Here is a 21,063-nt window from a genome sequence, read left to right as displayed (position 1 = left end):
CATTTTGACGTTAATTAAGGTGAAATTTTATTCAGTGGGGAGACCCCCACCGAATGAAGTTTCACTTTATTGTCTCCTGCAGGTTTTTCCGTAATATTTTACCTGTTGTATTTTTCGGAAGTTCATCCAAAAATTCAATTTTTGCAGGTACTTTATATTTTGCTAAATGAGCCTTGCAAAATTCACGAAGGTCATCTTCCGCAATTGCCGGATCATTTGCAACAACAAAGCTTACGACCGCTTCACCTGAATCCGGATCCGGCATCCCAACAACCACCACTTCTGCAACACCCGGATGTTCGTATAATACTTCTTCAACTTCCCGTGGATATACATTATAGCCACCAACCAGAATCAGATCTTTTTTACGATCGACAATATAAAAATAGCCTTCGTCGTCCATTCTTGCCAGATCCCCGGTGTATAACCAGCCATTCTTTAAGGTAGCGGCTGTTTCCTCCGGCATTTTATAATACCCTTTCATAACATTTGGACCGCGAACAATTAACTCGCCAACTTCGCCCGTTTCCACTTCTTCGCCAAATTCGTCAACAACTTTATTTTCAACGTTGACAATGTTTGCCCCAATTGAACCGGGTTTTCTTGGCCGATCTAACGGATTAAAGCATGTAACAGGGGAAGCTTCCGATAATCCGTACCCTTCTGAAACAATGACATCAAATTTCTTTTCAAATTCCTTCAGTAGTGCAACCGGCATTGCTGAGCCCCCGGATATGCATAGACGGATTCCTTGCAAATCGTTGTCCTTGTCATTTGCACTTTGTAACAAATAATTGTACATCGTCGGCACACCTGCAAAAATTGTCGGGGTATGTGCCCTCGTTATCCGAAACACTTCTTTTGGCGAAAATTTCGGCATAATAATAACAGTTCCACCATTCATAAGTGGTGCATTCAATGCAACGGTTAAACAAAATACATGGAACATGGGCAATGCTGCAATGACACGATCATCCCCATTAATTGTCAAATAATCGGCCACATCCTTTGCATTTGAATATAAATTTTTATGTGTCAGCATTGCCCCTTTTGGTTTTCCAGTCGTGCCAGATGTGTATAAAACAACCGCAACGTCTTCCTCATCAAGTACTGGAGAAATAAACTCCAGGTTTCCTCCCTGGAGAATTTCTGTAAACGATTTCAATTTTGTCGATAAAGGATGAGCTGTTAATTTAAGTTCTGCACCGGTTCCGCACGATATGTAATGATTGACCCCAGGAAGTTTTTCCGCTATTGCTGCAAACTTTTCTACTAAAACATCCATTGTTAGAATTGCCTTTACATCACCATTTTTTAAAATATACTCCATTTCATATGGCGTATACATCGGATTTATTGGTATAACAACTGCACCAATACGGAGTGCACCATACAGTCCAATTACAAAATATGGACTGTTTCCGGCAACCAACGCTATATGATCCCCTTTTCGATAGCCCAGCTGGTGCAAAGCCGATGCAAACTTTGTTACAGCTCCCTCCAATTCCTGGTAGCTTGTATGGTTGTCCTGAAATACAAACGCTGTTTTGTTTGGATGATTTTTAGCAGTAATCGATAATTGACTACTTAAATTCATTTTCAAGCCCCCTCGAGTAATGAATGAACAATCATTCATCATGAAGTAGAATTCATATTAATTATAAAATACAGATAGCCAATTTCAAATGTAAGCGTTCACAGTAGATAGCGGATGACTTCGAACAAACAATATTGGTCGATATTTCTGCTCTCAGGTTGATGGTTCTGCTCTCGCGTTGATGTTCCAGCTCCCGGGTATATGTTCAGAGTATTTATATTCATTACAGTAAACTATTCACAGATTGTAAGATAAAAAAATTAGGCTGCCCTACTACTAGAGCAGCCTTAAAATACAGAAAGTTCACACGCGCATCAATACAATAAGTCAATAAACCCTTCTTTAGGAATTTTCCCCAAATAGTGTGGTACATCAACGTTGGCAAGTGCTTCCTCAATTGCTTTTCGTTCATGGCGAACACCGATTAATTTTTCCTCCAAATCGGCGACCGCCCCAACACCAAAGAAATCGCCATAAATTTTGCAGTTTTCTATAATCCCCTTTTTAACATTCAAACGTACATCGACAAGACCCGCATCAAATTTGTGGGATGCCTGCACATTAAACGATGGTGACTTACCATAATTCCATTCCCATTTTTGGTAGCGTTCTTTGGAAATTTTATGGACGTTCTCCCAGTCTTCATCCGTTAGTTCATATCTAGGGATATCTTTTACATCGTCTACATCAAAAATATAACGCAAAATAAGCGTTTTAAACTCGTCCATCGTAATTTTTTTGTCAAGAAATTCAGAGATGTTGGCAACACGGCTGCGAATCGATTTAATTCCTTTTGACTCAATTTTCTCCTGTTTAACATTTAACGCCGCAACAACATTTTCAATTTCCGAGTCGAGCATCAATGTGCCATGGCTGAACAGACGTCCTTTTGTTGAAAACATGGCATTCCCGGATATTTTCCGTCCAGCAGCAGCCAAATCGTTTCTGCCTTTTAGTTCAGCAGGTACCCCCAATTTGTTCAGCGCCTCAACGATTGGCTTAGTGAATTTAGCAAAGTTCTGAAAACTGTTTCCGTCATCTTTCGTAATAAAGCTGAAATTTAAATTCCCTTCATCATGATAAACAGCTCCACCACCGGAAAGCCGGCGAACTACTTTTATTCCGTTTTCCTCAACATAATTCGTATTTATTTCCTCAACTGAATTTTGATTTCGACCAATAATAATCGATGGTTTGTTAATATAAAATAGTAAATATGTATCGTTTTCACCGAAATTTTCCAATACATATTCTTCAAGTGCCAAGTTAATCATCGGATCCGTGATTCCTTTGTTATCGATAAATTTCATCTGAAAGCCCCTCTCTAGTATATTAGTCCCTTATCTATTGTAATCGAAGGCAGACAGGCAATCAAAGAATTGGTCCGTTTATTTCTCCCAAACAAGCCCTTCCTGCGCAAGCCGAATTTTCCCATTGAAAACTGTTGCAGCTTCTTCGACTAGTTTGTTTGGATCACCATATTGCGGTAAATGACTCAGAATTAGTTCAGTAACGTTTGCCTGCTTTGCTATTCGAGCTCCTTCTTTGCTTGTCATGTGTCCTGCCGCCGCCCCATTCTGATCCGCATAAAAGTTGCAATCTGTAATCAGTAAATCGGCATCGTTAGCAAAATCACTCCATTCCTTTTTAAAAGACGAATCAGCAGTATAGACGATTACACTATCACCATCCGAAATACGCATTCCGTAACAGGTAACAGGATGTTTTGTTTGCAAAAAATTGATCAGGAACGGACCAACCTTCAGTTCACCACTTGGATCATAGGGAATTCCTTCCGTACACTCATGTGTCAGGGTAGCAAAACCTTCCTCATCCTCGGTATGACCGTAAATCGGTAAAATTTCCTTCACCTCACGCAAATAGGACTGGACAAGCCAGGCATACTGCAGAACGCCAATATCAGCAACATGATCATGATGGTAATGAGATAGAATGACCGCATTAAGATCCATGACATGTTGATAATTTTGCAACTTGGCAAGCGCACCACTTCCCGCATCGATTAGTAATCTAAAATCATCTTTCTCAACCAAATAGGCGGACGTAGCACCATTTGCAGCTGGATAGCCGCCCCAGAAACCAATTACCGTTAACTTCATAAAAATCTCCCCTAATTTATCAAATTTGTTGTAACACACTATTGACAACCGACATACTGTTATAATACAATACAGTTACGATAACAAAGGAGGATGAACATGGAGAGCATCGTTGAATTTTATAAAAAATTACCAAAGAAGAAATGCCAAAGTTGTGGTCAGGTTATTGAAGAAAAAGCAGATTGCTATGGTAATATTTGTGACGAATGTGATCATCCCGCTCGATAAAAACTGTATGATAACTGTACTATAACATGATAAACCGATCATTAAACAGCTATACATCTAGCTGTTTATTTTTTGTAATTCAAGTTAGAAAACTCATATCATTCTTTTTCACTTTGTATTATACTACTATTTAGAGTAGCGAAATAATAGTTTGAAAGGGGAATTATAATGGCAACTGGAGCAAACGCTAAGCGATTGCAGCGTTCAGAAGTACCGCTTAAACAAACATGGGATTTACGCGATTTATTTACCACAAATAAAGAATGGGAAAACGAATTAGCTGCAATCCAGTTAGAAGTTAGTGTAGTGACCGAATACAAAGGGAAACTGGGAACGGATGCCGAAACACTATTAAACTGTCTTGCAACTTTAGAAAAATTTCAGCAGCGGATCATCCGTGCTGCGACATATGCAAGTTTGCGTGCCAGTGCAGATGGAGCTGAGCCAAAGAACCAGGCAGACGCTTCCAAGGTTTCAGCCACGCTGGCAAAAATCGGTGCCGAACTATCATTTGTCGATTCAGAGCTATTAACATTATCGAGCGAAACAATTAATCGATTTTTACAGGAAAAGCCGGAGCTACGAACATATCAAAAAATGCTTGATGATTTATTAGAAAGAAAAGCATATACCCTTACCCTGGAAATCGAGGAAACATTGGCAGCACTTAGTGAAGTACATAATGCACCGCAGACGATTTATGAGCGAAGCAAAGCATCTGATATGCAATTTTCACCGATACATGATCAAGATGGTAATGAATTGCCAATGTCAGCAGCACTCTATGAAGACCGCTATGAAATAACTGCTGATACCGCTATTCGTCGGCAAGCGTATAATTCGTTCATCAATACACTTAATCAATATAAAAATACGTATGCTGCAACATATGCTACGGAAGTAACCAAACAAGTTACCATGTCACGCCTGCGTGGCTATGATTCGGTTACAGACATGCTGCTCCACAGTCAGCAGGTTACAAAAGAAATGTATCGTAATCAACTGGATGTTATCCAAGAGGAGCTGGCCCCACACATGCGCAGATTCGCCAAGCTGAAGCAAAAGGATCTGGGACTTGCGGAAATGCGTTTTTGTGATTTAAAAGCACCAATCGATCCAGAATTTAATCCGAAAACAAACTACGAAGAAGCAACAGCCACTATTCTGGATGCACTGCAGGTCATGGGGCCGGAATACGTTGAAATCATGAAGAAGGGTGTCCATGACCGCTGGGTTGACCGTTCTGATAATATCGGCAAGGCAACAGGCGCTTTCTGTTCCAGCCCATATGGTGTACATCCATATATTCTCATTACATGGACCGACACAATGCGCGGAGCCTTCGTACTTGCCCATGAATTAGGGCACGCCGGGCATTTCTATCTTGCTGGTAAAAATCAATCATTGGTCAATACTCGTCCATCAACTTATTTTATTGAGGCGCCATCAACATTAAATGAACTACTGCTGGCGAACCACCTGATCGAAAAAACTGATGATAAGCGAATGAAACGCTGGGTTATCGGCCAATTGCTTGGAACATATTACCATAATTTTGTTACCCATTTATTAGAAGGGGAATACCAACGCCGTGTCTATACACTCGCTGAAACTGGTACACCATTAACTGCAAGTGTTTTATGCGAACAAAAAAAGCAAGCAATCGAAAACTTCTGGGGTGATACGGTTACAATTGACGATGGTGCAGGCCTGACTTGGATGCGGCAGCCACATTATTACATGGGACTTTATCCATACACGTATTCAGCGGGATTAACTGTTTCTACTGCAGTAGCACAAATGATCCAGCAAGAAGGGAAACCGGCAGTCGACCGCTGGTTAAACGTCCTAAAATCGGGTGGCACACTAAAACCGCTTGATCTAATAAAACAGGCTGGTGTTGATATGTCGAAGCCAGATGCAATCCGAACTGCGGTAGCATATGTTGGCGGGCTTGTTGATGAACTGGAGAAAAGCTATGAATAGATGGTAGAATGTTCTTATTACCCTAGTCAGGCAGTCCTGATTAGGGTTATGGTGTTGGGATAAGACTACTCCAGCCGTACATTAATTGGAAGGGGAAGCCTAATTAGAAGGGAACATCGGCATTAATAGTGAACCAATCTGTATCAACAGTAAATTAGTGAACATCAACAGTAAATCGCTACATATCGACAGTAGATTGCGGGACATCAACAGTGAACCGCTACACATCGACAGTAGATTGCGGGACATCAACAGTAATGCAGCAACTACACCAAGTGGCAAGCTTTTCTACTTAAAAAAGGACAAGGAGCATACTCTGCCCTTGTCCCATTTACTCTCTTAAAAACGCCAACACCTCCGCTACTGCTTTCTCTCCTTGCTTTATACAATCTGGCAAACCAATTCCTTCATACGAGCTACCAGTTAAGAACAGACCAGGCAACCGATTACTAACTTCGCCACGCACCTTGGCAATTCGCTCCAAATGCCCAACTGTATACTGTGGCATGGCATTTTTCCATCGTGAGACTACACAAAATTCCGGTTTTTGCGTAATATCCATCGTTTTATTTAAATCGTTCAACACGATATCAACAATTTCCTCATCAGACAGATCAACAACACTTTGATCATCAGGACGGCCGACATAGCAGCGTAATAACACTTTCCCATCAGGCGTTGTGGCTGGCCACTTTTTGTGTGTCCAAGTGCAGGCGGTAATCCGAAAATCACTATTTCGTGATACGACGAAGCCGGTACCGTCGATATCTTTTTTGATTGCCGATTGATCAAAAGCAAGTGCGACATTCGCAACTGAAGTAGCTGGAATTTCATTAAAAGTGGTAAAGAAGTCGTATTGGCTGAACATTTTAGGTACAGTATAATGCGGTGTTGCTATAACAACTGCATCTGCCTTATACACTTCGCCACTGTCCAGCAATACGTGATACCCATGGTCCTTCTTCTCAATATGGTCAACCGCGGTATTTAACAGGACCGTATCCCCTAATTGCGTTTCAAGCGCATCAATTAATACTTGTAATCCACCAGCAAACGATAAAAACATTCCGGGCTTTTTCTTCTTTTTCTTTGCTGGCTTCGGCATTGTTTCGCTCAAACCTTTAATTAAACTGCCATACTTTTGCTCCACTTGATAAAAGTTGGGGAATGTTGCCATTAAACTCATTTGATCAATATCTCCAGCGTAAATTCCGGACAGAAGTGGTTCAATTAAATTTTCCACTAATTCATTGCCAAACCGGTGCCGGAAAAATCCGCCAAGCGATTGATCTGTCTGCTGTTTTCCCTTTGGCAGGGCTAAATCAAATCCAGCCCGAACCTTCCCCTTCAAAGAAAAGATTCCCGAGAATAAAAATGGACGGACTTGTGTTGGTATCCCCATAAACGACCCGCTTGGCATTTTGTGGAGCTTGTTACCGACTAAAATATAGGATTGGCCTGTTCCATTACGCACAAGCTGATCACGTAAACCGAGGTTCTTTATAAGTTTAACCGCAGGCTTCTTCCGCTCCAAAAATGAGTCAGGGCCCTGTTCAATTGTAAAGCCATCACGTCTGTACGTCTTTACTTTGCCGCCTAACCGGTGACTTGCTTCAACCAGCTTTACATCGTATGGCAGCTGGTTCGCTTTAATCTCTTTTTGCAAATAGTATGCAGCAGTTAATCCTGTTATCCCGCCACCTACAATGACAATCTGTTTTTTTTCCCCCATTATGCTTCACTTCTAACTTTTTTTAGCACGATAGTTGCAAGCGTCTTGATAAATTTCGGATGTACATTTGGCATTTCTGGGCGATAATAGTTGGCTCCTAACTCTTCACAAACAACTTTACATTCATAATCATTATCATATAAAACCTCTAAGTGATCAGCAATAAATCCCACCGGTGCGTACACGAAGGAACGATAGCCTTTCTGTTTATAAAGATCGCGCGTCAAATCCTGTACATCAGGTCCGAGCCAGGGATCAGGGGTGTTTCCTTCACTTTGCCAGCCAATTGCATAATTGGTAATCCCGGTTTTTTCGGAAATTAGCCTTGCTGTTTCCTTTAATTGGTCTGGGTAGGGATCGCCATTTTGTAAAATCTTTTCTGGCAAACTATGTGCGGAAATGACCAATACTGCCTTTTCTTTTTCAGCCTCAGGCATTTTTTCGTAAACAGCATTAATTTGTTCTGCCCAAAAGCCGATAAAGCCTGGTTCATCATACCAGCTTTCAACAGCGTAAATATTCGGTTTACCATACTTTTCCGCTGCTTCGCTGGCTCTTGTGTTGTATGATTTGACACTGAAAGTCGAATAATGTGGTGCAAGAACAATAGATACGGCTTGTTCAATCCCGTCATTAGCCATTTGCTCCACTGCATCCTCGATAAATGGTTCAATATGTTTTAAACCAATATATACATGAAATTCATACTCTTCCTGTGAATCGTTTAAGGTTGTTTCTAATGCTTTTGCCTGTTCTTCGGTAATTCTTGCAAGTGGCGAAATGCCGCCAATTGCTTTGTATCTATCTTTCAAATCCTTAAGCATCTCATCCGTTGGTTTTCTGCCATGACGAATATCCGTATAATAGCGCTCCACATCTTCCTCTTTATATGGTGTTCCATAAGCCATGACAAGTAACCCCATTTTCTTTCTATCCATTTCCAACATCCTTCCTTATCCATTGCCTATCTTGTTTTTATTACGCTTGAATACGTTTGAACCAGCTCAGTTAGTTTCTTTAATGTTGCAGGAGTAATCTCCGGTGTCACACCATGACCAAGGTTAAAAACATGACGACATTCACTTTTTCCTTCATCAAGAATCGCTTTTGTCCGCTCCTCAATCGTTTGCCAATCAGACAGCAGAATAGCAGGATCCAAGTTCCCCTGCAGCACTTTCGTTACGCCCATTTGCCTTGCTTCCGTAATGGAGGTGCGCCAGTCTAGGCCAATAACATCAACCGGCAAATCGTTCCATTCCATAAGTAAGTGTCTGGCACCGATACCGAACAGAATTAACGGGACATTTTCTTTTTTTAATTCCGTAAAAATCTGCTTCATAACAGGTTTAATAAATGCCTGATAATCAGCTCGATTAAGCGCCCCTACCCAGGAATCAAACAGTTGGATTGCTTTTGCTCCAGCATTAATTTGTGCTTTGACATAGGTGATAATCATGGTAGCCAGCTTATCCATTAAGGGAAACCAAACCTCAGGGTGCCGGTACATAAAGGCCTTCGTCTGATTGTAATTTTTCGAAGGACCCCCTTCAATCATATAGCTTGCCAAAGTAAAGGGTGCACCGCTAAAACCAATTAACGGAACGCTTAGCTGTTCTTCTGTTAAGAGGCGAATGGTGTCTAACACGTATGGCACATCCGCTTCCGGGTTAATCACACCTAAATTATCCACATCATGGGAGTTTTGGATGGGATTATGAATAACCGGGCCAACATTTTTTTTGATTTCCACGTCGACTCCAATAGCTGGTAGTGGTGACATAATATCCTTGTACAATATCGCAGCATCCACCCCATAATGTTCAACAGGTAAACGTGTTACATATGCACACAATTCCGGCTGGTGGGTTATTTCAAATAATGAATATTTCTTTTTTAATTCCCGGTATTCTTTTTGTGACCTGCCGGCTTGCCGCATAAACCAGACAGGCGTATAATCCGTTTTTTCTCCCCTGTACGCTCTGATGATCGTGTCATTGATCTGTTTTGCCATTTTATTCACCCTTTTTCACACGTTAACTTACTTCAATTAAATAATAGAACTAGCCTATTGTGATCTTTTGAACTTCACCATTTACTATAACGATTTCCATACCAACTGTATAGCATTGCCCGTTAATTGTCATTAATTCGCCGTAAATTGACGGCTGCTCAGAGCAAAAACAGAGCATAGTAGCCGCTGCAGCTGGACGTAGCTTACGCTGCCATAAGCTGAATAGGTTCTTAATTTATATACTTTTGTATCTCATAAAGAAAGCTCAACGGAATTAGATCGTTTTCCTTCCATCTTTGTTAAGGGATTATATGGAACTACATAGTAATGATATGATGAAAAAAACGGTACGTCATCAACAATAAACTCGTTGGCATCTTCTACCGTGCCAATTCGTTTGTCCAATCCATCGTCATTTTCCTGATAAATATGATATACGACACGATCATCCTGCGCCCTGTTCCAAGTTATTTTCCCTTTGACAATCGAGAAACCGCCAAATATATGAGTGGCTTCTGCTTTAATGGATTCCGGAAGTGTAATCGGCTCCGGTACAGCTTTTACATTTTCAGGCTTTTTAAACGTTCCTTGTAGTGAAGATCGCTTATCCAATTCGGTTAAAATTGCTTTCGTCAGCTTCGTTGGATATTCACTGCCAACAGTCAAATAGTGATTTTCATCCGATTTGTCGTATCCCATCCATAATGCACTAACATACTGTGGTGTATACCCGACGAACCAGGCATCTTTATAATACTCTTCGGCGTACGGATGCTGGGTTGACCCAGTTTTCCCTGCCAATGCTTTTTGGTATTCACCCGCTTGTGCAGTTCCATTGTTAACTGCTGTCTGCAAAATTTCCGTCATGCTCCAGGCAACTTGTGGACTAAATACTTCCTCAGATGGGGGATCCGCCTGAAAAATAAGGTCATTATCCTGATTATAAATCCGATCAATTGTATGGGCATCGGTAACTTGTCCATTGTGAGTAAATGTACGATAGCTTTGTACCATGTCAAGCGGGGTTAACCCCTGCTTTAACCCGCCAAGGGCAATCGCCAAACCATCATCAGGCAAGGATATACCCATTTTTTCCAGATATCCTTTTGCATCGGAAATACCAATATTCTCTAACAGCCAGACAGCTGGGGCATTTTTTGATTCGACAAGCGCCTGATAAAGTGAAACGGCTCCATCATACTGACCATCATAATTTGTCGCAGTATACCCATCATAGGCGACTTTTTGATCTGGTATTAGTGAATACGGCTGATATTTTTCACGCATCATTGCTGGAGCATACACAGCAATTGGTTTCATTGTCGAACCAGGCTGACGCTTCACGGTTACCCGATTCAGTTCACCAGGTTCATAGTCTCTTCCACCAATCGCAGCGACAATGGCACCGTTTTGTTGATCCATCATGACAAAGGCACCTTGAACCCCTTTTGTATTGCCCGGGAAATAGTCCTCCTTTTCAAATTGTTCATAGGCAATTCGTTGGGCTGTTTCGTCCATATTTACTACGATTCGATACCCACCGCGCTTTAATTCATCAATCGACAATTGGTGCTCTTTAGCAGCTTCTTTCATTACCAAATCAACATAACTGTCAACTGAAGGGGTACTTTTTTTATCTTTCACATGCAATCCCAATGTTTTTCCCTGCTCGGCCACCCTTTGTTTGGTGGAAATTATCCCGGCATCATCCATCGCTCGTAGTACAACATTTCTTCTCGTTAATGCCTTTTCCGGGTGATTAATCGGGGAATAGCCATTTGGCGCCTTGGCAAGTCCCGCTAAAAGGGCCCCCTCTGACAATGTTAATTCACTTGCCGATTTAGAGAAAAACAGTTGTGATGCAGTTTCAATACCGTAGACACCGCGGCCAAAGTACATTTGATTTACATATAGTTCAAGTAGCTTCTTTTTTGAAAAATGACGTTCCAAGTAGATTGCTGCCATTACTTCCTTTGTTTTGCGCATCCATGTTTTATCATTGTGCAAAAACAAATTTTTAGCAAGCTGCTGGGTAATCGTACTCGCTCCCTCCACTTTTTCCATGGCAAGAATATCTTTATAAACAGCTCGAAAAGCCGACTTGAAATCAACACCAGCATGCTCGTAAAAACGTCGATCCTCGATGGCGATAAAGGCATTTTTCACATGTTCCGGAACGTCCTCAATCGCAATTGGATCCCTGTTTTCATGATATAATGACGCGATAACTTCCCCGTCTTGTGTTTCAAACGTTGTTGTCGCATCCAACAGTAAATCCTGTTCATCAACAACCAGGCTCCCACCATATACGATGACACCATAACCAATTAATGCTAAAATCAAAATAAACCCGGCGATTAGGATTGGCCATTTAATCCGATTCGGTATTGCTTTCCATTGTTTCTTTATTGAATTCTTTTTTTCCATGGTTCACCTCTAAGCACTAACGAATATATTATACGACAGAATACAACAATCCGAAAGTAATAACATTTATTACTTTATAATAATTATAATTCCACTAGATTAATATGTATCTGAACAGGGTACAACTAAACTATATGTTTTTACCTGAGAGGAGTTAATCGAACATGAACGCATACATGACCAATGGAACGTATGACTTTTTACGTAAACTGGAGGAAAAATACCCGGATATACCGTTTTATTTTATGGCAGGATCTTCAGGTACTCTAGCTTATTATGAAGGGCGCCATAAAAATGTTTTTGCCGCCGGCCGTGCGTATGAGGTATTAGAGCAGGGCGGCGATATGAGAGAAACAGGGTTTGTTGTGATGAACAATATCCCGGTAACGGACGATGGAACGGCAATGTTTGAAGAACGGTTCAGACAGCGAAAAAGCGAATTGGACAGCATGCCCGGCTTCCAAGCGTTCCGGCTGCTTCGTCCCAAAAAAGGGAATACGTACGTCGTTATAACACAATGGGCTTCGGAAGCAAATTTCAATAACTGGAAGGATTCTGACGCTTTTAAAAACCAGCACCAGCACGGATTGGCAAAACCACCAGCGTTTTTTGCAGACAAACCATTTATTACAAGCTATCAGATGATTAAAGAGGAAAAATAGGAAGGGCAGGCATAACAAGAGATTTGTTATGCCTGCCTGCTATGTTCATTTATGTGGAGGATCTTTATTTGCCAGTATGCTTGTCTAGGAATTTCTGGTACATTTCTTCCGTTTGTTCTTCATTCTTACCTTCCCCGCTTATTCTGTCCACTTCTTTTCCATCTTTATAATAGACAAGTGTTGGAGTTCCTTCAATACCGAACCTGTCCCAGTCATGTTCAAACTCCCAAAGGTTTAATTTCTTCATATCAACTCCAAAATCCTCTGTCATCGGAACAAGGATTGGTGTTACTCGCTTGCAGTGTGGACAAGTAGGGCTGTAAAAATAAACGAAAACATCTTCCTCATTTGTTAATTTCTCGTCTAATTTGTCAGGTGTTATCTGATTTTGGTATAACGGGTCATCCAATTGATCGATTGTTTCCTGTTTTAAATTTTCTTTTCCGTACGGGTTGTCACTTTCATCAACTGCCTGCTTATTTTTAAACACCGTTACGAAATAAAGTGCAGCAAACAAAACAACAATGACAACTGCAAAAATAACCATTTTCTTCTTCATCGAGATTATTTCCCCCTTTGCTGTTTAAGTAGAATCATATGGAGTACGAAAATGACAATAAACGCTACTCCCGCTAAAAATGGTATCGTAATAAAGCCAAGGTAATTCACATATTCGGTATTACAAGGGATGACTCCGCATGACCCGCCGGTTTCCTGTAGTGCGGGCAGTTTTTGAATCAGATAATGATAGATGGAAACAAATATGCCAATCCCGCTCAAAATAAGACCTGGCAAAGCAATAGAAAGATCCTTTTTGATTGCAGCAGCACCATAAATAATCACTAATGGATACATCAGAATTCGCTGGTACCAGCAGAATTCACAAGGGACATACCCCATCACTTCAGAATAAAACAAACTTCCGGCAAGCGCAATAACGGCCTGTCCCCATATAATGAGCAAAATCGTCTCACTAGATTTGGAATTTTCCATTTATGTATTCTCCTCAAATTCAATATACATAGGTATTATACAAGCGATAGATGAAAAAGACAAAAATGAGGATTTTTTAGGAAATTTTAGGACTGTAACTAAAACTTTAAAAGCAACCCTTTTTCCAATACATAAAGGATATGGCTGGACTTTTCCATATCCACCTTTTCGTTTCGAATTGCATACAGGTCCCAAATTAACGTATCAGCTTATTCCGATGAACATAAACCGCTGCCTGTGTCCGGTCATTTACACCTAGCTTCCCTAATATATTACTGACATGCGTTTTGACGGTTTTAATTCCGATATACAATTTTTCACTAATTTCCTGGTTGGTCATCCCATTACCAATGCAGAGAAGTACTTCCAGCTCCCTATCCGTCAGATCCTCATGGGCTTTTTTCTGTATCGAGCGAATATTAGTCATCATTTTGCCGGCAACCTTAGATTCGATCACGGTTTCCCCTTTAGCCGCCTTTTTGATGGCGTCGGTAATTTCCTCAGCAGAAGATGTTTTTAAAATATAGCTGAACGCCCCCGCTTCAATTGCCGGGAAAACTTGTTCGTCATCATAATAGCTTGTCAGAATAATAACCTTACAATTCGGTAACGCCTTCATAATTTGTTGTGTTGCTTCAATTCCTGTACCATTTTCCATCATTAAATCCATTAGTACAACGTCCGGTTTTTTCTCCAGTACGAGTTTTGCCCCTTCATTTCCGCTTGCTGCTTCTCCAACTACATCAAGCTCCTCATCTGTTCGCAAGTAGGCAATTATCCCTTTGCGAACAATTTCATGGTCGTCAACTACCGCTACACGGATCATATTTTCTGCCCCCTTAAATCATGCTTAAACAGCGCATGTTCAAAAGCCGCCGCTAATCATTTGGTGACTTTTTGAACATCCTCAACAAGGAATGCGAATATCAATATACGTTCCCTCACCCTTGTTTGATCGTATAATAAATGTTCCACCTAATTCCTCAGCACGTTCCTTCATCGTTTTTAACCCATAGGATGTTTTTCGATTAGTATCCCGTTCAATATCAAAGCCGTTACCATTATCGCTAATATGCAAAAACAATTCATTATCCCGTTTTTTTAACCGTAATGTAACTTCGGTCGCATTCGCGTGGCGTAATGTATTGGAAAGCGATTCCTGAATCGTCCGGAATACATGCTCCTCTGTCGTTTCGGAAAGCTTAAGATCATCATCAATGAATAGATGAAAATCAAGTGAACTTTTCTGTTTTAATTCGGTGATCAATTTTTTGACTCCCGTAGACAGCGCCTCCCCTGATAAATGTACAGGACGAAGGTGCAGCAATAATGCCCGCATTTCGGTTTGCGCTTTTAATGCTGCAGTTGCCACTTCCTGCATTTGTTCTTTGGCAATTTCCGGCTTTTTCTCCAGTTGCCTAACTGCAGCCTCTGACATCATCGTCAAAGCAAACAGCTGCTGGCTAACCGCATCATGCAGGTCACGTGCTAATCGCTGCCGTTCTTCAATTACAGCAGCCTTATGTGCTGACCTGGCAAAATCTGCTTTTTCATCCGCCATTCGCTGTAATGATTTTACTTGATTTTGCAGTTTTTCACCTAACGCATTCAGCTCATTCGCAATCCTCGTAAATTCATCGTCTTCGGTAAAATAAACACGGGAATGATAGTCACCGTTAGCAAATTGAGTAATCAGCACCGATAAATAATCCAAACGCTCTTTTAGATCACCGCTTGATTTAAACCCAGCGTAAAAGGAAATAATGGTACCTAAAAACCCTGATAACAACACATAAACAAATATACTGGCAGCATTCAGCCACGCTGGTTCAAACAATACGTAAATGGACAATAGCAGAGATAGAAGTGTTACTGTTGTTAAAAACAAACCGTATAAATGAGAGCGAATATAGCTGAAGCGTATACTGCTAAATCGTTTAATCATAACTCCTCCCCCTTTACACCGTATCTACACGGATTGATCCTGCTTTAAGTTTTACCGTTATATCCAGTTTTCGGTCCGCAATATCATAATCAACTGACTCATAGAAAATGCTGTGATTAATAACGCCATCAGCAGTTTGATCAATTATTTTAATTTCGCCCGCCTTCACCGATGCATCAATGCGAAAGGCCACATGCTCCGGCAGCAATATTTGCACATCACCGGCCCAGCTATTAATGGTGATTGGAATTTCCTTTTCCGGAATGAACGCTTTCGTGAAATCAATATAATAGCTTCCTGCAGCAGTCCATAAATTCATCGGCTCGACCTTCCAATTAGGCTGTTTAAATTCATGGTCTCCTACAGATAGACGGCGTACCTTTTTATCATAAAATTTCTTTTCTTTATCATCTTTTTCACTTACAAACGTCTTGTGCCTTCTTCCTGGCTTTATAATACTGTATCCGACATAAATAATTAATAATGGCCAAAGCTTCACAATATCGGAAAAGGTAAACTCAATGATTCCTAATTCGCCTAAAAGCAAAAGGCTGCCAAAAATAACAAGTAATGAACCAAAGATCCAGCTGCCGCCCTTATACTTAAACTCATCGATAAATAATTTCAAACCAAGAAGCATAATAACAAGCGGGATAATCAGACCCCAATATTCATCTATCTGGAAATCAATAATCCCGATATTGGCCAAAACAAGGACTGCGCCAAGAATTATTAACCCAAGTGCTAATATATAACGAAACATCATCTCACCCTCTCTTTTTCTGTTCTTGCTCAAAAAGTTGCCCAAATTGGAAACAAGCCAACGAAGAGCAGAGATTCATAGCTTAATATTTGGTAACGTTTTTGAACATCCTTTTAACACGCATTAACGGGCTGTAATACCTCCACTGATTGAAGTCTAACTTTATTGTTGATAACCGAGAATCCGTTTATTTCGCAGGCTCCCCAGTGCAAGTAACGTAACAACAACTCCGCCAACAATGATGATCATTTGTATCCTTGCACCGGCTGCAAGCAAGAAGGATGTTAAAACGTAAGAAACGGGAACTAAACCCGTTGATACGGTCATTAAAAAACTCATCATTCTGCCCAGCATTTTTTTATCCGTCGTTTGTTGCAATATCGTGAGAATAGGAATGTTAACTACCTGCATGAAAAATCCCAGCAAAGCAACGAAAACAGCGGTAACCACAAGATGAACGAAAAACCCGGTCAGCATATAGAGAACACCTAGCAAGACGAGACCTGTCAGCATTACAGCACCTGTTTTCCGGATTGTGATCGCTGCCAGTGCAACCGCTCCAAGTAACGATCCAACACCCATTGATGCTTCCACTAATGCCAAACCAGCTGCATCTCCAGCAAAAACATCTTTCACCATAATCGGCATTCCCATCGAGTATGGCCCGGTAAAGAAAAGGTTTAAAAATAATGCCAAGAACACAATGGAGATAATCAGCTCATTTTTTCTAGCATAGTGAAACCCCTCCTTTAAATCCTGCCACGGTGAAACCTTTTTAGCGGCTACTTCCCTATCAGGCACCCGGATAAAGAGTACAGCAATGGAGGATAAAAGCAGCATAACCAACGCCAGCGAAAAAACACCGCTAAAACCTAAAATCGCAATCATGCTGCCACCTAATGCAGGTCCTAATATTGGACTAACCTGGCTGGTCATCTGAATAAACGAATTGCCACGCTGAAGTTGATCGTCATGAAGAAGAATTGGTGTCAACGAATTCAATGCGGGGTAACTGAATGCATCCGATATCCCGAACAATGCGGCCAAAACAATTAAATGAACAACACCTGCAGCGTCAAACCAAACAAAGCCTAACAATACTGCAATTAATATGGCTCTCGAACTATCAGATAAAAACAAAATGGTGCGTTTATTAAAGCGATCGGCAATTAGTCCTCCGACCATAAGCAAAAGCAGTCTTGGAATAGAAGCTTCCAGAAACAGCATACCAGAGCAAAGGCGCAAGCGCCCGGTTAGCGGCGTATATGCTGGACTGAGCCGTAGGAGATAAAGGAAACACGACGACCGGAGGGAGTCGATGTTGACTTATCGTACGAAGGTGAAGGAAGCATACTAGCCGCTGGGCGCTGGAGCCGGACGTGGCCTACTCTGATATGAGCGGAATAGAGCCCAGACGCTCTATACTTTCTTACCTATAAATAAAAACGATTGTCCGTGATTGTCAGCATCAACCACTCCGCACCGATTAAATAAACATAATACCCTGGTGCAGAAAATAGTGCTGCCAGAAACAGAAATAGAAAATTACGATTTTTTAGAACAGGAACCTTTGCTTCATTTATACGTTCCACATGTCCGGATTCCATTATTATTTTGCCCCCTCGATTGTATCTTGCTTCAATCATATCGGAAGGAGCAATAGCAAGTAACGACCTGCAGATTGGATTAGCCTCAGCCTTAAGACGGAGTTGTCCGTGTTCGTAACTGCTTTAGATATTCATACAACTTTATCCATATTAAGACGAATAATAAACCAAACCCAAAGCCCGCTAAAACATCAGTCAAATAATGAACACGGATCATATAGCGGCTGATTCCGATTACGATAATCAGGATTGGCAAACCAGTTTTCACCGTAATGACAGCTTTTTTAGACTTCAACTTTCGGGTTATAAAATAAAGCAAAAGTCCATAGCACACCATGGAAATCATCGCATGCCCTGACGGAAAGCTGTACCCCTCCGCCTCAGCTGCTGCAAAAATACGCGGACGTTCCCTTGCTACCATTACCTTAATCGCAATATTAATGACATAACTAAGCAATGTCCCGCCGGCAAACATCATTCCCGTGAACCAATCACGATACATCCGCCACAACACTGCACCCATGATGATCGTTAACGGGGTTAAGAATGTCCCTGATCCAAGCTCTGTCAACCACCGGCAGAGGAAATAAAATTTGGTGCCAGCCAAGTTTTCAACAAAATCTCTTGACCATTGATCAAGATACGGAACCGTACCATGATCTATTTTTATGATCCAAAGGGTTGTTGTGCATAATAATAATACCAAAAGAAAAAGATAAAAGTAGCGTCTTTTTTTGTGCATTAAATTATTCCTCCCTGTTTTATACTACCGTAAAAAAGAGGTTTAAACTATTACTTTTGGGGAATTTATGAATATAGGCCAAATAACAAATAAGGTTGGGATAAAAATGAAGGAAGAATTAAAACAATTAATTGATGGATTAAACGTAGATCTGGCACATGAATATGGTGCAGCAATTCAATATACGTACAGTGCATCTGTCGTATCAGGGTTATATCGTTCTGCACTAAAACCATTTTTCGAAAGTGAAATAGATGATGAAATGGGACACGCCTCATACTTATCAGAAAAAATCAGCGCTTTAGGTGGAACACCAACAACAAAAGCTGCTGAAGTCGAACAGCCAACAGAAGTAAAAGCCTTATTGGAGGCAACATTAAAAGCGGAAAGTGAAACCATTGAACGCTATGAACAACGGAAAAAACAGGCCGCAGATTTAGGTTATACGGAACTTGTAGTGAAGCTGGAAGATTTAATTGCTGATGAAACACATCATAAAGAAGAAGTGGAGCGATTACTAGCTGATCCGAGATTTTCCTAATATAGACCACTCCCTTTTTACGGATGGCAAAATATGCCGTCCTTTTTTCTTTTTTTGCGGTAAATAAATTTGGTGTGCTGTTTATAACGATATTACGGGATTAGTCAGAACTGGCTTTGATTCTTAAATTATACCAGCGCCTGCCTTTTGGAGTTTATCAGTTACTTTTCAATGTTAATCAGTGCTTTTTGAAATTTATCGGCGATTTCCTGATTTTTACCGGCGCATTGAATTTTGTATGAGCGCTCCAGCAGAAACATGCTTTTAACAATTTTTCGTTTCGAATGGTATACTAATTGAAAAGTGATGCAGGAGGAATAATCTATGCTGGAAAAAATCAAAAAGGCAATTGATGATCTTTACCCAGGAATGATCAAAACACGCAGATATTTGCATCAGCATCCCGAATTATCATTTCAGGAGACAGAAACGGCAAAATTTATTGCAAGTTTTTATAAAACACTGGGGATTTCCTATCAGGAAAATATTGGTGGATACGGCGTTGTGGCCACATTAAACGGCGGTAAACCCGGAAAAACAATCGCACTTAGAGCTGACTTTGATGCATTGCCAATTCAGGAAGAAAACGAAGTACCATATAAATCAACTGTGGATGGTGTCATGCATGCATGCGGACATGATGGTCATACCGCGCAATTATTGGCACTTGCAAAAGCAGTTCGACCATTTCAGGAGGAACTCCCCGGAACTATTGTCTTTTTGCATCAGCACGCAGAGGAATATGCACCGGGTGGGGCTAAACCGATGATTGAGGCGGGGGTACTAGACGATGTCGATGCTGTATTTGGCACTCACCTTTGGGCAACGACCCCGTTTGGTGTTCTCCAAACATCAAAATCGGCTTTTATGGCAGGTGCCGACCGTTTTGAGATCACTATTCAAGGGAAAGGCGGACATGGCGGCTATCCGCATGAAACAAACGATGCGCTTGTAATCGGTTCGCAGCTTGTCACCCAACTCCAGCAAATTGTTTCACGAAGGATCGATCCATTAAAAACAGCTGTGATAACTGTCGGGCAGCTCGAAGCAGGCAGTGCCTTCAATATCATTGCGGATAAAGCAAAACTGGTTGGCACCGTCCGTTATTTAGATGCAGCAATTCAAGAACAAATCATTGCCGAAATCGAAAATATGATAAAGGGTGTGTGCATGGCATGCGGTGCAACATACACGTTCCACTATGACAAAGGTTATCCGCCAGTTATCAATCACCCTGAAGAAGCAACATTAATCCTGGAGATTGGCAAGCAAATGGAGGAAGTCGTCTCCAGTGATGAAGTTGTCCCCGTTATGGCCGGAGAAGATTTTGCCTATTATATGCTGGAGAGGCCTGGTGCTTTTTTCTTTACAGGTGCTCAAAAAGAAAGCAATCCATACCCACATCACCATCCGAAGTTTGATTTTGATGAGCGCGCAATGCCAATCGCAGCCAAAATACTAATAACAGCATATTTTAAGTATCAGGAACAAGGGTGAATCAAAAGGTTATCTCATGGGTGGGCACTATCCATAAGAGATAACCTTTTTAACGTCAGTTGATATTCTCACTCTCCGAACGATGTTCTCCCCCTCCGGTTGATGTTTTCGCTCTCCGGGCGATGTTCTCAATCTCCCGGCGATGTTCCCGCTCTCCGGGCGATGTTCTCGCTCTCCGGGCGATGTCCCCCTCTCCGGTTGATGTTCTCGCC

General features: G+C 41.2%; 20 protein-coding genes. 5 read left to right on the top strand and 15 right to left on the bottom strand.

Features of this window, described 5'->3' with window-relative positions; genetic code table 11:
* Window positions 1-61: 61 nt before the first annotated feature.
* The 3 genes from CZ382_RS02660 to CZ382_RS02650 form a co-directional block, all read right to left on the bottom strand.
* Window positions 62-1,597, bottom strand: a complete 1,536-nt coding sequence (locus tag CZ382_RS02660) for a fatty acid--CoA ligase family protein (protein WP_088049689.1) — start codon at window positions 1,595-1,597, stop codon at window positions 62-64.
* A gap of 314 nt (window positions 1,598-1,911) precedes the next feature.
* Window positions 1,912-2,907, bottom strand: coding sequence for a lipoate--protein ligase (locus CZ382_RS02655; protein WP_088049688.1), 996 nt, complete (start codon window positions 2,905-2,907; stop codon window positions 1,912-1,914).
* A gap of 78 nt (window positions 2,908-2,985) precedes the next feature.
* The gene (locus CZ382_RS02650; RefSeq protein ID WP_088049687.1) at window positions 2,986-3,717 is read right to left on the bottom strand and encodes an MBL fold metallo-hydrolase; all 732 of its coding nucleotides are present in this window, start codon (window positions 3,715-3,717) and stop codon (window positions 2,986-2,988) included.
* Between the two features lie 99 nt (window positions 3,718-3,816).
* Here CZ382_RS02650 and yhfH point away from each other — a divergent pair, with 99 nt between their 5' ends.
* Together yhfH and pepF are read left to right on the top strand one after the other, a co-directional pair.
* Entirely contained in the window at window positions 3,817-3,945 is a 129-nt protein-coding gene (gene yhfH / locus CZ382_RS02645; protein WP_088049686.1) for a protein YhfH, read from the top strand.
* A gap of 168 nt (window positions 3,946-4,113) precedes the next feature.
* Window positions 4,114-5,931: an oligoendopeptidase F gene (gene pepF / locus CZ382_RS02640; RefSeq protein ID WP_088049685.1), complete on the top strand. Its 1,818-nt coding sequence runs from the start codon at window positions 4,114-4,116 to the stop codon at window positions 5,929-5,931.
* Between the two features lie 331 nt (window positions 5,932-6,262).
* On the opposite strand, the gene hemY is transcribed toward pepF, so the two are convergent.
* The 4 genes from hemY to CZ382_RS02620 form a co-directional block, all read right to left on the bottom strand.
* On the bottom strand, window positions 6,263-7,663 hold the full coding sequence (hemY, locus tag CZ382_RS02635) for a protoporphyrinogen oxidase (protein ID WP_088049684.1): 1,401 nt from the start codon (window positions 7,661-7,663) through the stop codon (window positions 6,263-6,265).
* The gene (gene hemH / locus CZ382_RS02630; RefSeq protein WP_088049683.1) at window positions 7,663-8,601 is read right to left on the bottom strand and encodes a ferrochelatase; all 939 of its coding nucleotides are present in this window, start codon (window positions 8,599-8,601) and stop codon (window positions 7,663-7,665) included. The genes hemY and hemH overlap by 1 nt, the downstream gene beginning before the upstream one ends.
* A gap of 26 nt (window positions 8,602-8,627) precedes the next feature.
* A complete protein-coding gene (hemE, locus tag CZ382_RS02625) occupies window positions 8,628-9,674 on the bottom strand; it encodes a uroporphyrinogen decarboxylase (RefSeq protein ID WP_088049682.1) in 1,047 nt (348 codons plus the stop codon).
* A 252-nt stretch (window positions 9,675-9,926) separates the two neighbouring features.
* Entirely contained in the window at window positions 9,927-12,101 is a 2,175-nt protein-coding gene (locus CZ382_RS02620; RefSeq protein ID WP_088049681.1) for a transglycosylase domain-containing protein, read from the bottom strand.
* Window positions 12,102-12,265: 164 nt separating this feature from the next.
* Between CZ382_RS02620 and CZ382_RS02615 the strand changes: the two genes are divergently transcribed.
* The gene (locus CZ382_RS02615) at window positions 12,266-12,763 is read left to right on the top strand and encodes an antibiotic biosynthesis monooxygenase family protein (protein WP_088049680.1); all 498 of its coding nucleotides are present in this window, start codon (window positions 12,266-12,268) and stop codon (window positions 12,761-12,763) included.
* Between the two features lie 64 nt (window positions 12,764-12,827).
* On the opposite strand, the gene CZ382_RS02610 is transcribed toward CZ382_RS02615, so the two are convergent.
* From CZ382_RS02610 to CZ382_RS02580, 8 genes are all read right to left on the bottom strand, one after another.
* Window positions 12,828-13,322, bottom strand: a complete 495-nt coding sequence (locus CZ382_RS02610; protein WP_088049679.1) for a thioredoxin family protein — start codon at window positions 13,320-13,322, stop codon at window positions 12,828-12,830.
* 5 nt (window positions 13,323-13,327) lie between these two features.
* The gene (locus CZ382_RS02605; RefSeq protein WP_088049678.1) at window positions 13,328-13,756 is read right to left on the bottom strand and encodes a disulfide oxidoreductase; all 429 of its coding nucleotides are present in this window, start codon (window positions 13,754-13,756) and stop codon (window positions 13,328-13,330) included.
* Between the two features lie 196 nt (window positions 13,757-13,952).
* On the bottom strand, window positions 13,953-14,582 hold the full coding sequence (locus tag CZ382_RS02600) for a response regulator transcription factor (protein ID WP_088049677.1): 630 nt from the start codon (window positions 14,580-14,582) through the stop codon (window positions 13,953-13,955).
* A gap of 81 nt (window positions 14,583-14,663) precedes the next feature.
* Window positions 14,664-15,701, bottom strand: coding sequence for a sensor histidine kinase (locus tag CZ382_RS02595; RefSeq protein ID WP_088049676.1), 1,038 nt, complete (start codon window positions 15,699-15,701; stop codon window positions 14,664-14,666).
* A 13-nt stretch (window positions 15,702-15,714) separates the two neighbouring features.
* Window positions 15,715-16,467, bottom strand: coding sequence for a cell wall-active antibiotics response protein LiaF (liaF, locus tag CZ382_RS02590; RefSeq protein WP_088049675.1), 753 nt, complete (start codon window positions 16,465-16,467; stop codon window positions 15,715-15,717).
* A gap of 159 nt (window positions 16,468-16,626) precedes the next feature.
* Complete coding sequence (locus CZ382_RS02585; protein ID WP_230856056.1) at window positions 16,627-17,649, bottom strand: MFS transporter; 1,023 nt, start codon at window positions 17,647-17,649, stop codon at window positions 16,627-16,629.
* A 248-nt stretch (window positions 17,650-17,897) separates the two neighbouring features.
* Window positions 17,898-18,071 (bottom strand): hypothetical protein, encoded by a 174-nt coding sequence (locus CZ382_RS23360; RefSeq protein WP_230856058.1) that lies wholly within the window; start codon window positions 18,069-18,071, stop codon window positions 17,898-17,900.
* Window positions 18,072-18,162: 91 nt separating this feature from the next.
* Complete coding sequence (locus CZ382_RS02580) at window positions 18,163-18,813, bottom strand: phosphatase PAP2 family protein (protein ID WP_088049673.1); 651 nt, start codon at window positions 18,811-18,813, stop codon at window positions 18,163-18,165.
* 106 nt (window positions 18,814-18,919) lie between these two features.
* On the opposite strand from CZ382_RS02580, the gene CZ382_RS02575 reads away from it, so the two are divergent.
* Both CZ382_RS02575 and CZ382_RS02570 read left to right on the top strand, forming a co-directional pair.
* Window positions 18,920-19,354 carry a ferritin-like domain-containing protein gene (locus tag CZ382_RS02575; RefSeq protein ID WP_088050954.1) on the top strand — a complete coding sequence of 145 codons (435 nt, stop codon included), beginning with the start codon at window positions 18,920-18,922 and terminating at the stop codon, window positions 19,352-19,354.
* A 324-nt stretch (window positions 19,355-19,678) separates the two neighbouring features.
* Window positions 19,679-20,851, top strand: a complete 1,173-nt coding sequence (locus tag CZ382_RS02570; RefSeq protein ID WP_088049672.1) for a M20 metallopeptidase family protein — start codon at window positions 19,679-19,681, stop codon at window positions 20,849-20,851.
* The last annotated feature ends 212 nt before the right edge of the window (window positions 20,852-21,063 follow it).

Origin of the sequence: Virgibacillus dakarensis (genome assembly GCF_900155625.1) — a bacterium.
GTDB classification, from domain to species: domain Bacteria; phylum Bacillota; class Bacilli; order Bacillales; family Amphibacillaceae; genus Lentibacillus_C; species Lentibacillus_C populi.
This window is presented reverse-complemented; position numbering and strand designations above follow the sequence as displayed.